Raw genomic sequence first — 13,592 nt, 5'->3', positions numbered from 1 at the left:
GCGCTTTCTTGACTTCTGGTTACTGCGTCACCTTCGCCAGCGTTTCCTGCTCGGCGGCGATGGTGGTGTTGTCCCCATGGCCGGTGCGGACCACAGTGTCGGCGGGCAGTGTCAGCAGCCGTTCACGGATGGACGCCAGGATGGTGGGGTAGTCGCTGTAGGACCGCCCGGTGGCACCCGGGCCGCCGTTGAACAGGGTGTCGCCGGTGAACACCGTTCCCTCGCTTTCCAGGTAGAAGCACGTGGACCCGGGCGAGTGTCCCGGAGTGTGGATCGCACGCAGGGCCGCCCCGCCCACCTCGAACACGTCACCGTCGGAGTGGTAGCGGTCCGGTTTCGCGTCCGGGTATACCTGCTCCCAAAGCACCAGGTCCTCCTGGTTCAGCAGGATCGGTGCCTCCAAGGCGTCCGCCACCTCACGCGCGGCACCGATGTGGTCGTTGTGCGCGTGGGTGAGCAGGATGGCCTTCACCTTCCGGCTGCGGACCTGGTTGATGATCGCCGCTGCGTCGTGCGGCGCATCGATGATGATGCATTCCTCGTCATTGCCCACGATCCAGACGTTGTTGTCAACGTCCCAGGTGCCGCCGTCGAGCGAAAAAGTTCCCGAGGTGACCAGGTTCTCGATGGTGACGCTCATGCGGACGCCCCGGCAGGCTGGACCTCGACGACGGAGCGCAGCACCTTGCCCCCATGCATCCGCTCGAAGGCCTCTTCCACCTGGTCGATCGTGATGCGCTCGGACACGAACGCGTCCAGGTCCAGGTTGCCCTGCTTGTAGTGCGAGACGAGCATGGGGAAGTCGCGGGAGGGCAGGCAGTCGCCGTACCAGGAGGACTTCAGCGAGCCGCCGCGGCCAAAGACGTCCAGCAGCGGCAGTTCAAGCGTCATCTCCGGCGTCGGAACACCCACCAGCACCACGCGGCCGGCAAGGTCGCGGGCGTAGAAGGCCTGCTTGTACGTTTCGGGCCGGCCGACGGCGTCTATCACCACGTCCGCCCCGTGGCCTCCGGTGAGGGCCCGGATGGCTTCCACGGCGTCCTCCTGCTTGGAGTTGACCCCGCGGGTTGCACCGAGGGACCTGGCCATCCCGATCTTGTTGTCGTCGATGTCCACGGCGATGATCGTCGTCGCCCCCGCGAGCTTCGCGCCCGCGATCGCGGCAATCCCCACGCCGCCGCAGCCAATCACTGCCACGGACTCGCCACGCTTGACCTCTCCGGTGTTGATCGCGGCACCGATGCCTGCCATCACGCCGCAGCCCAGCAGGCCCACCGCGGCAGCATCAACCTCCGGGTCCACCTTGGTGCACTGCCCGGCTGCCACCAGGGTCTTTTCCGCGAAAGCACCGATGCCCAGGGCAGGCGAAAGCTCGGTGCCGTCCTCAAGGGTCATCTTCTGCGTGGCGTTGTGCGTATTGAAGCAGTATTGCGGCTGGCCCTTGGCACACGCACGGCACTCCCCACAGACCGCGCGCCAGTTCAGGATCACCCGGTCGCCCGGGGCCACCTGGGTCACATCGGGGCCAACGGCACTGACAACCCCGGTGGCCTCGTGCCCGAGCAGGTAAGGGAAGTCATCACCGATACCGCCCTGCTTGTAGTGCAGATCCGTGTGGCAGACACCGCAGGTCAGGATGTCCACCAGCGCCTCCCCCGGCCCGGGATCCGGGACCAGGATGGTCTCCAACGACACAGGGGCGTTCTTCTCCCGGACAACAACTGCTTGAACTTTGTGAACCATGGTTCTTGTGTTCCTTTCCTGGATCCGCCCGGATCCGTGAGTCGGCACCAACTGCCAATCTAACTGACAGGCCGGCCCGGGGACCACGGCGCCTCAGCGTTCGAAGCGCAATGAGTTGCATAATAAACAACAGAATGCACATAGTGCCTACAGCAGAATATGGCAGCGACAAGACTCCATGTCAATAGATATATCAGTCTCCGAGCAGTTGCCTACCAGTGTGCCACTCCCGCCTCTCCGGGCCGGGAGCGCCAGGCATCCCCAGACACCCGTTTCCCGGAGCAAAACAGTGGGCAGTAGGCTGGATGGCATGTCTTTTGAAGAAACCCCCGCCGAGCGGCGCGAGGTTACCGTCCGCCGGGCACCCAAGTACGTTCCCTTCCTGGTGGTCGGAGCGCTGCTGGGAGCCGTCGCTGCCGCGGTGGTGGCGTACGGGGTGCCGGGGGACACCACCTTCGACCCCGGTGCGGTGTTCGGTTTCTTCCTGGTGATGTTCGCGGCCGCAGGGGCCATCCTGGGCGCCGGGCTGGCCCTCGTGCTGGACCGCCGCAGCGTGAAGCGCCAGCAGCGGGCGGTGGTGGAAGCCGTGCCGGATTCCGAACCGGATACCGACCCCCAGGCCTAGCAGGTCACAATCGGGCAGCCGGAAAAGTCCTACCCCATATCGTGCGATAATCGATCAGTGGCACGCGGCGATGGAAAACTTTCCCATGATCTTCTCCCCGGCGAAAAAGGCCCGCAGGACGCTTGCGGCGTCTTCGGCGTTTGGGCACCAGGCGAAGAAGTAGCAAAACTTACCTATTACGGGCTGTATGCACTGCAGCACCGCGGTCAGGAGTCGGCTGGCATAGCCACCAGCGACGGCAAACGGATCAACGTCTACAAGGACATGGGACTCGTCTCCCAGGTCTTCGACGAGACCACCCTGAACACCCTGACCGGGCACCTGGCCGTGGGCCACTGCCGCTACTCCACCACCGGCGCCAGCCACTGGGCCAACGCGCAGCCCACCCTCGGCGCCACCTCCACCGGCACGGTTGCCCTGGCACACAACGGGAACCTGACCAACACCGCCGAGCTCAACGCCATGATCAACGAACGCAACGGCGGCCAGCTCACCGGCGAAATGAAGCAGGGCAACACCTCCGACACCGCCCTGGTCACCGCTTTGCTTGAAGGCGAGCCGGGCAAGACCCTCGAAGAAACCGCCACGGAACTCCTGCCCAAGATCAAGGGCGGCTTCTGCTTCGTCTTCATGGACGAAGGAACCCTCTACGCCGCACGCGACACCTACGGGATCCGTCCGCTGGTCCTCGGCCGGCTGGAGCGCGGCTGGGTGGTGGCCTCCGAGCAGTCCGCCCTGGCCACCGTCGGCGCCAGCTTCATTCGGGAGATCGAGCCGGGCGAATTCATTGCCATCGACGAGGACGGCGTGCGGTCCAAGCGGTTCGCGGAGCCGACGCCGGCCGGTTGCGTTTTCGAGTACGTCTACCTCGCCCGCCCGGACGCCGCCATCGCCGGCCGCTCCGTCTACGAGTCCCGCGTGGAGATGGGCCGCCAGCTGGCCCGGGAAAACACGCAGCAGGCGGACATCGTCATTCCCGTACCGGAATCCGGTACCCCCGCCGCCGTCGGCTACGCCGAGGAATCCGGCATCCCCTTTGCGCACGGTTTCGTCAAGAACTCCTACGTGGGCCGCACGTTCATCCAGCCCTCGCAGACCCTGCGCCAGCTCGGCATCCGCCTCAAGCTCAACGCCCTCGAGTCCGTGATCCGCGGCAAGCGGGTTGTGGTGGTGGATGACTCGATCGTCCGCGGCAACACCCAGCGCGCCATTGTGCGGATGCTCCGGGAAGCCGGCGCCGCAGCCGTCCACGTCAAAATCTCCTCCCCGCCGGTGCAGTGGCCCTGCTTCTACGGCATCGATTTCGCCTCACGCGCGGAACTCATCGCCAACGGCGCCACCATCGAGGAAATCTCCCAGGCCATCGGTGCGGACTCACTGGCCTACATCTCCGAGGACGGCATGATCGGGGCCACCCGGCAGCCCCGCGAACGGCTCTGCACCGCCTGCTTCACCGGCAAGTACCCCATCAAGCTGCCGGACGCCGACAAGCTGGGCAAGAACCTGCTGGAGCGCACCGACCTTGGCGGCCTCAAGCCGTCCCCGGCCGCGCTTCCCGGCGAGACGGCCGCCCTGGCCGTTGATGCCGCGGAGGACCCGGCTGAGAAAGCCGGCGCCACCGGCTGCGATCCCGGACCGGACGCCGAATTCGAAAACCTGCTGACCGAAGCCGACCTCGTGCCCGACGTACACGCCGCCACCAGCGCCGACAAGAAGGACTCCGTATGACTTCCGCCAACACCGCCGCAGAAAACTCCGGCATCACCTACGCCTCCGCCGGCGTGGACGTTGAAGCCGGGGACCGCGCCGTCGAGCTCATGAAGGATGCCGTCAAGGCAACCCACAACTCCTCGGTGATCGGCGGGGTGGGCGGCTTCGCCGGCCTCTATGACGTCTCCAGGCTCCTGACGTACAAGAAGCCGCTGCTGGCTACCTCCACGGACGGCGTCGGCACCAAGGTGGCCATCGCCCAGGCCATGGACATCCACGACACCATCGGCTTCGACCTGGTAGGCATGGTGGTGGACGACATCGTGGTGGTCGGCGCCGAGCCGCTGTACATGACCGACTACATCGCCTGCGGCAAGGTGGTCCCCGAACGCATCGCGGACATCGTGCGCGGCATCGCCGCAGCCTGCTCCGTGGCCGGCACTGCCCTGGTGGGCGGCGAGACCGCCGAGCACCCGGGCCTGCTGGGCGAACATGAATACGACGTCGCCGGCGCCGCCACCGGCGTCGTGGAAGCCGACGCCCTCCTCGGCCCGGACCGCGTCCGCGCCGGCGACGTGGTGATCGGCATGGCCTCCTCCGGCCTGCACTCAAACGGCTACTCGCTGGTCCGCCGCGTCATCAACCACGCCGGCTGGGCACTGGACCGCCAGGTATCCGAACTGGGGCGCACGCTGGGCGAGGAACTCCTTGAGCCCACCCGCGTCTACGCAGCCGATTGCCTGGACCTGGCCCGCACCTTCCCGGTCAGCGCCGGCGCCGCCGTCCACGGCTTCAGCCACGTCACCGGCGGCGGCCTGGCCGCCAACCTGGCCCGGGTCCTCCCGCAGGGCCTGGTGGCAACCGTGGACCGCGCCACCTGGGAACTGCCCGCGATCTTCAAGCTCGTGTCCGAACTGGGAAATGTCCCGCTGCCCGACCTCGAGCGCACCCTGAACCTCGGCGTGGGGATGGTGGCCATCGTGTCCCCCGACGCCGCCGACGCCGCAGTGGCGCGCCTGAACGACCGGGGCCTGCCGTCCTGGATCATGGGCGCGGTCACGGAGGACTCGGATGCCATTTCCAAGTCCGGCCCCGATTACGTCCAGGGCGCCAAGGGCGTGGATGGCGGCGCCGTCCGCATGGTCAACGCCTACGCCTAGAGCCACCAACCATTGGGGTCCCGCACCGCACGGTGGGGACCCCTATGGTCTTAACTGACCTGGATGAGGCTGAGGATGCCGCCCTGCGGGTCCCGGATGGTGGTCAGTGAACCGTCAGCGGCATGCTCGTCCGGCTCAACGATGATTTCTCCCCCGGCCTGGACCGTTGCCGCCGCCGCAGCACGGACGTCCGCGGCGCCAAAGTAGACCTGCCAGGCTGCGTCCCCGCCTTCTTCGGCAGGAACGACGCCGGCCACCTCGGCACCGTCGACAAGCAGCGTACTGTAGCTGCCGCCGTCGTCCTGGGGATATTCGGTGACCTCGTGCCCGAACAGCTGCTGGAAGAAGCCCACCGCGGCCTGCGGCCCGGGCGTGGACAGTTCGGCCCAGGCCAGCGCCCCCGGCTCGTTGAAGAGATGGCTCCCGTAATGGGTTCCGGCCTGCCAGATCCCGGTGGTGCCGCCGCCGGGCGGGGCGAGGAACGCCAGCACGCCGGTAGCGCCCACCTGCTCCGGCCCGAACTGGACGGTCCCGCCGGCAAAAGCGGCATCGTCAAGGAGCGTTGTGGCGTCCGACGCCGCGAAATAGATGTTCCACCGGGCCGGCGTGCCGGGCGGCTGCAGGGGGCCCTGCGGCGCGATGGTGGCGACCAACCGGCCGTTCATGAAGGCCTGCGCGTAACTGCGGCCGTCCGGAGTAGGAAAGTCCTGGTAGGTCCAGCCGAACACCCTGGCGTAGAAGTCCTTGGCGGCGGCGACATCGGGGGTCTGCAAATCCGCCCAGCAGGGCTCGCCATTGGCGTAAGTCGTCCGAACAGTCATCCGGTCAGGGTACCAACGCGGGAAAGCCCGCTGCCACCGGGTATCCCGGAAAGCAGCGGGCTTCCTCATGTCAGCGGTCACCCGAAAACGGGTACTAAAAAGGAGGTCCTGTGCCATCCCAACGCTGCGGGAAGGCACCTGCGGAGCTTGTAGCGCGTAGCTGCGGTACGGCCTGGAAATCCGGGGCCACGGCGGCTTTACGACAACTAGCCGATGCGACGGCTGTCAACCTCGTCGTCATCGTCATCCAAATCATCCGCGTACTTATCCACATAAGCCGAATAGTCCGGCTCGACCGGTTCATTCGAGTAATGGCTCGTTGAACGACTGCCTGGGCCCGTCAGCTCGCGCTGAAGTGCCGAGTAATCAGTGTTCGGGGAGTAGTACTTGATGTCCCGAGCCTGCTTGGTAGCTTTTGCCTTTTGACGGCCGCGCCCCATGGCGTGACCCCCTTTTGTACTTGGACCGGAGGTGGTCACCTTGGCGATCGGTGAGGCCCCGGAATGTTTGGTCAATTTGTCGTACACCTAGATTACATGCTTTCGGCTGCCCCTGCTTGCCGCCCAGGGCCCCGGGACGGGGCGTGGGGTACCATGATGCACTTCGAGCCGCAGGAACACGGGATTTTTCTTCGCTAGAGTCACTTAGGAAGTGGCTGTTTCGCCCGGCCGTTGGCGAGCCGCGGCACACAAACCCAGGAGGATGCGCACCCGTGAACCACCAGGACATCCCACCCAAGCCTGCCTCGCCGCCGCGCACCGGCAGCCTGCCGGCGGCCCCACGCGGGGGCAGCGGTTCGGCGCCCGCCCCGGAAGATGTGACCTGGTCCCAGCGGGTCCCGGATCCCCCGCAGCGCCGGGCAGCCAACAGGGCCGCCTCCTGGAAGGTGTTCCTCATCGTCGTGATCGCGGCCGTCGCCGGCTCACTGACATGGCTTGCCGTGTGGTTGAACTCATCCTCCGGCGCGGAGAAGTCCGCGGCCGACGCGCCCGGAGTGCTGGAGACCACCGCCACCGCGCCGGCCACTCCCCAGCCGCTTCCACGCAACGGGGTGGCACCTGCCGCTTATGCGGTGGGCGACTGCTTCAAGGACTTCGATCCGGAAGCCCTGGCGTCCACCGTCGTCGCCTGCGATACCGGCCATTCGGCACAGCTGGTGGCAACATACCGCTACCCCGCCGGAGCCGCCTACCCGGGGGCTGATCCACTGAAAGCCAAGGCCCTGGAGGCATGCCAGGCGGCCACCCTCGGTCCGGCAGCCAACCAGTTCCACCTCAACTACCAGCGCAGCTTCCCCAGCAGCACCAGCTGGGATTCGGGCGACCGCCGGGTGGACTGCTACGTCACGGCCGATTCCGGCAACGTGATCACCGCCAGCGTGCTGCCCTGACGATCCGTCCGTCCAGGCAGCACGCCTGGGGCGTGAGTTTGGCCGCTAGTCTTTCCGCCGAACGGACAAACCCGAGCTGGGGGCGCCTGTCAGCGTGTCTACCGCGCCCTCGGTCAGTTCGCCAAGGTCCGCCGCGGTATCAACCAGGACGGTGTCGCCGTCGCTGATATCCCCGGCCAGGATGGCCTTGGCCAGCCGGTCGCCGATCTCGCGCTGCACCAGCCGGCGCAGCGGGCGGGCACCGTACGCCGGATCGTAACCGGACAGGGCCAGCCACGCCTTGGCGCCGTCGGTGACCTCGAGGGTGAGCCGGCGTTCGTAGAGCCGGCGGCCCAGTTCGGCCACGTGCAACTCCACGATGTGGGCGAGCTCCTCCACCGTGAGGGCATCGAACAGGACCACTTCGTCGAGCCGGTTAAGGAACTCGGGCTTGAAGGACGCGTTGACGGTGGCCATGACGGCATGGCGCTTGGCTTCGGGGTCCAGGGTCTGGTCCACCAGGAACTGGCTGCCCAGGTTGGAGGTCAGCACCAGGATGACGTTCCGGAAGTCCACGGTGCGGCCCTGGCCGTCGGTGAGGCGGCCGTCGTCGAGCACCTGCAGGAGGATATCGAACACCTCGGGGTGCGCCTTCTCCACCTCGTCCAGCAGCACCACGGAGTACGGGCGGCGGCGGACCGCCTCGGTGAGCTGTCCGCCTTCCTCATAGCCGACGTAGCCCGGAGGCGCTCCGACCAGCCGGGCCACGCTGTGCTTCTCGCCGTACTCGGACATGTCGATGCGCACCATGGCGCGTTCGTCGTCGAACAGGAAGTCCGCCAAGGCCTTGGCGAGTTCGGTCTTGCCCACGCCGGTGGGGCCGAGGAACAGGAAGGAGCCGGTGGGGCGGTTGGGATCGCTGATTCCGGCGCGGGCGCGGCGGACGGCGTCGGAGACGGCAGCCACGGCCTTGGACTGGCCGATCAGCCGCCTGCCCAGCTCCTGCTCCATGTGGAGCAGCTTCTGGCTTTCGCCCTGGAGCATCCGGCCGGCGGGAATACCGGTCCAGGCCGAGATGACTTCGGCGATGTCCTCCGCCGTCACTTCCTCAGCCACCATCTGCGCCGGTTTGTCCGTCACGGCGGCCTCCGCCTCGGCAGCGGCGTTCAGCTCGCGTTCAAGCGCCGGAATTTCCCCGTACAGGATCCGCGATGCGGTCTCCAGGTCGCCCTCGCGCTGGGCCTTGTCCGCTGCGGAGCGCAACTCGTCCAGCTTGGCCTTCAGGTCGCCCACCCGGTTGAGCCCGGCCTTCTCGGCCTCCCATCGCGCGTTCAGCGCCGAGAGTTCCTCCTCCTTGTCCGCCTTGTCGGCACGGAGCGCTGCCAGGCGTTCCAACGAAGCGGCGTCGGTCTCGCCCTCCAGCGCAAGCTCCTCCATGGTGAGCCGGTCCACCTGGCGACGCAGCTGGTCGATTTCCTCCGGAGCGGAGTCGATCTCCATGCGCAGCCGGGACGCGGCTTCATCCACCAGGTCGATTGCCTTGTCCGGCAGCTGGCGGCCCGAAATGTAGCGGTTGGAAAGGGTGGCCGCGGCCACCAGGGCGGAGTCCGCGATGGAAACCTTGTGGTGCGCCTCGTAGCGTTCCTTGAGGCCGCGGAGGATGCCAATGGTGTCCTCCACGCTGGGTTCGCCTACGTAGACCTGCTGGAAGCGGCGTTCCAGGGCGGCATCCTTTTCGATGTTTTCGCGGTATTCGTCCAGCGTGGTGGCGCCGATCAGGCGCAGTTCGCCACGGGCGAGCATGGGCTTGAGCATGTTGCCCGCATCCATGGAGGAATCGCCGGTGGCCCCGGCGCCCACCACCGTGTGGATCTCGTCGATGAAGGTGACGATCTGGCCCTCGGAGCCCTTGATCTCCTCAAGGACAGCCTTGAGCCGCTCCTCGAACTCTCCACGGTACTTCGCGCCGGCCACCATGGACCCGAGGTCCAGGGAGATGAGCGTCTTGCCGCGCAGGCTTTCGGGGACGTCGCCCGCCACCATCCGCTGGGCCAGGCCTTCCACCACTGCAGTCTTTCCGACGCCGGGTTCGCCGATCAGTACCGGGTTGTTCTTGGTCCGCCGGGACAAGACCTGGACCACGCGCCGGATCTCGGAGTCGCGGCCAATCACCGGGTCAAGCTTCCCGGCCCGGGCCATGGCAGTGAGGTCCGTTCCGTATTTTTCGAGGGCCTGGAAGGTGTTTTCGGGGTCGGGGCTGTCCACTTTGCGGTCCCCCCGGACCCCGAGCAAGGCAGCAAGGAGCGCCTCACGGGACGCGCCGGCGTCGCGGAGCAGCCGGGCGGCGGCGTCGTTGCCGGCCGAGAGGCCCAGCAGCAGGACCTCGGTGGACACGAAGCTGTCGCCCAGCCGGTCCGCTTCCTCTTTCGCGTTCTGGATGGCCTGCAGGGCGGGCCGGCTCAGCTGCGCCTGCTGGCTGGAGCCCCCCGACGTCGCGGGCAGGGCCTTGATGGCGCTGCTGGCCTGGACGCTGACGGCATCGGGATCGGCGCCGGTGGCGCGGAGGAGCGCGACGGCGACACCCTCCCGCTGGTCCATCAGCGCCTTGAGCAGGTGGGCCGGCTCCACTTGGGGGTTGCCGGCGGTGGAGGCATTCATTGCCGCAGCGGAAAGAGCCTCCTGGCTCTTGGTGGTGAATTTGACGTCCAAAGAGGGCTCCTTTCGGGGGCTTGATAACTAAGTTGAGTGTACTACGCTCAACTTTTTAGGACGAGGTTCTTAAGCCATGTTTGCCCACGGCGAAACCGCTGTCCAGAGCCGGAGGTCCCGCCACGCCGCGCTAGGTCCCGTAGACGGAAACTGCGGCTGCTTTGACCACGAAGTGCACGGCCAGCCCCGGCACCAGGCCCAGGTCCGCGGACGCGGCCGGCGTGATGTCGGCGGCCAGGCCTCCGGCCCGGACGCGGATCTGGTCGCCGTGCGGCTCAAGGTCGCTGATGGTAACGGCGAAGGAATTGCGGGGGCTGCCGTGCGCGTCGGTGAGGAACACGGAAACGGCCGACGGCGGGAACACGGCCACCCCGGGGTTCCCGGACCCGGCCACCGGGGCGGGTTCCCCGGACCTGCCCGGCTTCCCGGGCGCCGCCTGCTGCCCGTCGGCTTCCGGATCCCCGCCATGGCCGGCGATCCGCAGGCCTTCCTCCGTGCGCACGGCGGCCCCGTCCAACGTTCCGGGGACGAAGTTCAGCCCGGCCAGGCCGGCCGCAAAGGCACTGCGCGGGCGTTCCAGCACCTCCCGGGTTGGACCGTCCTCGGCAATCCTGCCGTCCTCCAGGATGACCACCCTGTCCGCGAGGATCAGCGCATCAAGGACATCATGGGTGACGATGATGGCCTGCCGCCCCGCGAGGACGCGCTTGAACAGTCGACGCAACAACGGGGCTGAGTGGATGTCGAGGGCAGCGAGGGGCTCGTCCAGCAGGAGGAGCGAGGGATCCGCGGCAAGCGCGCGTGCCACGGCAACGCGCTGGGCCTGGCCGCCGGAGAGTTCGGCGGGGCGGCGACCGGCCAGGGCTTCAGCTTCAACGTCAGCCAGCCAGCCCAGGGCACGCTGCCGGGCTTCCCGTTTGGGAATGCCGGCACTGCGGGGCCCAAAAGAGACATTGTCCACCGCGCTCAGGTGCGGAAAGAGCAAGGGTTCCTGGGCGAGCAGGGCGGTTCCGCGATGGTGCGGCGGCACCCAGGTGCGGTTGCCGCCGTCGAGGTCGAACAGGGTCTTTCCGTTGAGTTCCGCCCTGCCGCTGTCCGGCCGCAACAGCCCGGCAATACTGGAGAGCAGGGTGGACTTCCCGGCGCCGTTGGGCCCCATCACGGCGACGGTTTCACCGGGCCCCACCGTCAGGGACACGTCGAATCCACGCCCGGCCACGGCTGCCTGGAAGGACAACGTCACTTGCTGTTCCTTCCTGCCGGTACCGGCGTCGTCGGCCGTTTTCCTGCTCCGCTGCGCGCTGCGGGCCGGCGGTACGCGAGCGCCACCACCGCCACGGCGACGGCCACCAGCACCAGCGACAGGGCGACGGCCGCGTCCGGATCTGTTTCCCGCTGCAGGTAGATTTCCAGCGGCAGGGTGCGGGTCACCCCCTGCAGGCTGCCTGCAAACGTCAGTGTGGCACCGAACTCACCCAGGCTGCGGGCGAACGAGAGGACAGCGCCTGAAGCGAGGCCGGGCAGGACCAGGGGAAGCGTGACCCGCCGGAAGACGGTGCCCGGGCGCGCGCCGAGGGTGGCGGCCACGGCCTCATAGCGGGAGCCTGAGGTGCGCACGGCACCCTCCAGGCTGACCACCAGGAAGGGCAGCGCCACGAACGTCTGGGCCAGGACCACGGCGGTGGTGGAGAAAGCAATCTGCAGGCCCAGCATGTCGAAGGCCCGCCCCAGCAGGCCCTGGCGGCCGAACGTATAAAGCAGCGCGATGCCGCCCACCACGGGCGGAAGCACCAGCGGCAGGAGCACCAGCGAACGCAGCAGCCCCTGCAGCCGGAAAGAATCCCGGGCGAGGACCAGCGCCAACGGGACACCCAGCACAATGCACAGCAGCGTGCTGGCCGCGGAGGTCCGCAGGCTCAGTCCCAGCGCCGTCAGGGACGAGTCCGAGGTCACGAGCGGAATGAACCGGGTCCAGTCCACCCGCAGCACCATGGCGAGCAGCGGGAGCAGCACGACGACGGCGGCAACAACAGCCAGTGCGCGGACCCAGCCGGGAACGCCGGAATAGCCTTGCCCCACCACTTTGGTACCTTCCGTGTATGCCTCCCTCAGCGAGGTCCGCTGAGGAAGACCGTTATTGTCCACCGGGTCCGAATCCCGCCCCGGCCAGGACCTTTTGCCCTTCCGCGCCGGTCACCAGCGCAATGAACGCCTGCGCGGCCGCCTTGTTCCGGCCACTGGCCACGCCGGCGATGGGGTAGGTATTCACGGCGCCCTGCGACTCAGGAAATTCGATGCCCGCCACCTTTGCGCCGGCCGCCCGGACATCCGTGCCGTACACCAGGCCCGCGTCGGCCTCCCCGGAGGCGACCTTGCCCAGAACGTCGGTGACGGCATTTTCCTCGCTGACGGGAGCCAGCGAAATCCCTGCCGTGCCCGCCACCTTTGCCGCCGCGGCCCCGCACGGGACCTGCTTGGCGCAGACCACCAGCTTGACGCCCGGCCGCGCCAGGTCCTTCAGCGCCGAAATGCCGGCCGGATTGCCCGGTGGAACCGCGATGGCCAGGGTGTTGGTGGCGAAGTTGCGGGGTGTGCCGTCGACCAGGCCGGCGTCCTGCAGCTTCTTCATGTTGGCCGTGTCCGCCGAGGCAAAGACGTCCGCGGGTGCGCCCTGGTTGATCTGGCTGGCAAGGTCCGAGGATCCCGCGAAGCTCAACGTGACTGTGGTTCCGGGGTTCCCTGCTTCGAAGGTGTGCGCCAGTTCGGTGAAGGTGGCCTTGAGGGAGGCTGCCGCGAAGACCGTGATGGTTCCTGTTGGCGCACCGGAGCCTGCGCCCGCAGCGGAAGTGGTGCCCGCGGCCGGTCCGCCTGCCGGCGCGCAGCCGGAGAGGACGGCCAGTAAGAGTACCGCCAGCGGGAGGACGGCAGCCCGGACGGTGGACCCGGCGGGGCGGACAGCTTGCCTGCTCATGCGGTGGCCCGGCCTTTCGGGGATTCGATGATGACTGTTGTTGCCTTGACCACGGCGGTGGCGACGGCACCGGGCTCCAGCCCAAGATCGCGCACGGCTTCGCTGCTCATGAGGGACACCACCCGGAAAGGCCCGCACTGCAGCTCCACCTGGGCCATGACCTTGTCGGCGACGACGTTCGTGACGAGGCCGACGAACCGGTTTCGGGCCGAACTGCCGCCGCGTTGCGGATCATCCGGGAGCTGGGCCAGCTTCCGGGCATGCGTGGCGAGCTCCAGCCCGTCGACGGCCAGCCGGCCGGACTCGTCGCGGAACGGCGTCAGTGTTCCGTGATCGGTCCACCGGCGGATGGTGTCGTCGCTCACGCCCAGGAATCGGGCGGCTTCTGAAACGCGGATAAGGGCCATGCGGCAATCCTAATCCGCAAATGCAACCGCCGGGACGTCTTTACTGCGCAAATGAGGAATGCGACTGGAGCGCCGGG

General features: G+C 67.6%; 13 protein-coding genes. 4 read left to right on the top strand and 9 right to left on the bottom strand.

All coding sequences use genetic code 11. The features are described 5' to 3' along the window. Positions 1-19: 19 nt before the first annotated feature. Both DC347_RS11915 and DC347_RS11910 read right to left on the bottom strand, forming a co-directional pair. Positions 20-640, bottom strand: coding sequence for an MBL fold metallo-hydrolase (locus tag DC347_RS11915; RefSeq protein WP_109045586.1), 621 nt, complete (start codon positions 638-640; stop codon positions 20-22). Beyond that, the gene (locus tag DC347_RS11910) at positions 637-1,743 is read right to left on the bottom strand and encodes an S-(hydroxymethyl)mycothiol dehydrogenase (RefSeq protein ID WP_109045585.1); all 1,107 of its coding nucleotides are present in this window, start codon (positions 1,741-1,743) and stop codon (positions 637-639) included. Before DC347_RS11910 ends, DC347_RS11915 begins: the two co-directional genes overlap by 4 nt. Positions 1,744-2,053: 310 nt before the next feature. Here DC347_RS11910 and DC347_RS11905 point away from each other — a divergent pair, with 310 nt between their 5' ends. From DC347_RS11905 to purM, 3 genes are read left to right on the top strand one after another with little or no spacing between them, the layout of a single operon-like run. Then, a complete protein-coding gene (locus tag DC347_RS11905) occupies positions 2,054-2,368 on the top strand; it encodes a hypothetical protein (protein ID WP_018760832.1) in 315 nt (104 codons plus the stop codon). 57 nt (positions 2,369-2,425) lie between these two features. Next, positions 2,426-4,096 (top strand): amidophosphoribosyltransferase, encoded by a 1,671-nt coding sequence (purF, locus tag DC347_RS11900; RefSeq protein WP_109045584.1) that lies wholly within the window; start codon positions 2,426-2,428, stop codon positions 4,094-4,096. Continuing rightward, positions 4,093-5,238, top strand: coding sequence for a phosphoribosylformylglycinamidine cyclo-ligase (gene purM / locus DC347_RS11895; protein ID WP_109045583.1), 1,146 nt, complete (start codon positions 4,093-4,095; stop codon positions 5,236-5,238). Before purF ends, purM begins: the two co-directional genes overlap by 4 nt. A gap of 50 nt (positions 5,239-5,288) precedes the next feature. Here purM and DC347_RS11890 read toward each other — a convergent pair whose 3' ends face one another. After that, positions 5,289-6,059, bottom strand: coding sequence for a VOC family protein (locus DC347_RS11890; protein ID WP_026264364.1), 771 nt, complete (start codon positions 6,057-6,059; stop codon positions 5,289-5,291). A 206-nt stretch (positions 6,060-6,265) separates the two neighbouring features. Next, on the bottom strand, positions 6,266-6,499 hold the full coding sequence (locus DC347_RS11885; protein ID WP_018760828.1) for a DUF3073 domain-containing protein: 234 nt from the start codon (positions 6,497-6,499) through the stop codon (positions 6,266-6,268). Between the two features lie 272 nt (positions 6,500-6,771). Between DC347_RS11885 and DC347_RS11880 the strand changes: the two genes are divergently transcribed. Further along, a complete protein-coding gene (locus DC347_RS11880) occupies positions 6,772-7,449 on the top strand; it encodes a septum formation family protein (protein WP_018760827.1) in 678 nt (225 codons plus the stop codon). A gap of 45 nt (positions 7,450-7,494) precedes the next feature. Here DC347_RS11880 and clpB read toward each other — a convergent pair whose 3' ends face one another. From clpB to DC347_RS11855, 5 genes are all read right to left on the bottom strand, one after another. After that, positions 7,495-10,137 carry an ATP-dependent chaperone ClpB gene (clpB, locus tag DC347_RS11875; RefSeq protein WP_109045582.1) on the bottom strand — a complete coding sequence of 881 codons (2,643 nt, stop codon included), beginning with the start codon at positions 10,135-10,137 and terminating at the stop codon, positions 7,495-7,497. A 130-nt stretch (positions 10,138-10,267) separates the two neighbouring features. Then, on the bottom strand, positions 10,268-11,380 hold the full coding sequence (locus DC347_RS11870; protein WP_109045581.1) for a sulfate/molybdate ABC transporter ATP-binding protein: 1,113 nt from the start codon (positions 11,378-11,380) through the stop codon (positions 10,268-10,270). Beyond that, positions 11,377-12,219, bottom strand: coding sequence for an ABC transporter permease (locus DC347_RS11865; protein WP_109045580.1), 843 nt, complete (start codon positions 12,217-12,219; stop codon positions 11,377-11,379). Before DC347_RS11865 ends, DC347_RS11870 begins: the two co-directional genes overlap by 4 nt. Positions 12,220-12,271: 52 nt before the next feature. Next, positions 12,272-13,108: a molybdate ABC transporter substrate-binding protein gene (gene modA, locus DC347_RS11860; protein ID WP_109045579.1), complete on the bottom strand. Its 837-nt coding sequence runs from the start codon at positions 13,106-13,108 to the stop codon at positions 12,272-12,274. Next, positions 13,105-13,515: a molybdopterin-binding protein gene (locus DC347_RS11855; RefSeq protein ID WP_109045578.1), complete on the bottom strand. Its 411-nt coding sequence runs from the start codon at positions 13,513-13,515 to the stop codon at positions 13,105-13,107. Before DC347_RS11855 ends, modA begins: the two co-directional genes overlap by 4 nt. Positions 13,516-13,592 lie beyond the last annotated feature (77 nt).

The organism is Pseudarthrobacter sp. AG30, from assembly GCF_003116525.1.
Classification (GTDB): Bacteria; Actinomycetota; Actinomycetes; order Actinomycetales; family Micrococcaceae; genus Arthrobacter.
Note: the sequence above shows the minus strand (reverse complement) of the source record. Positions and strands in the feature narration are given on the sequence as shown.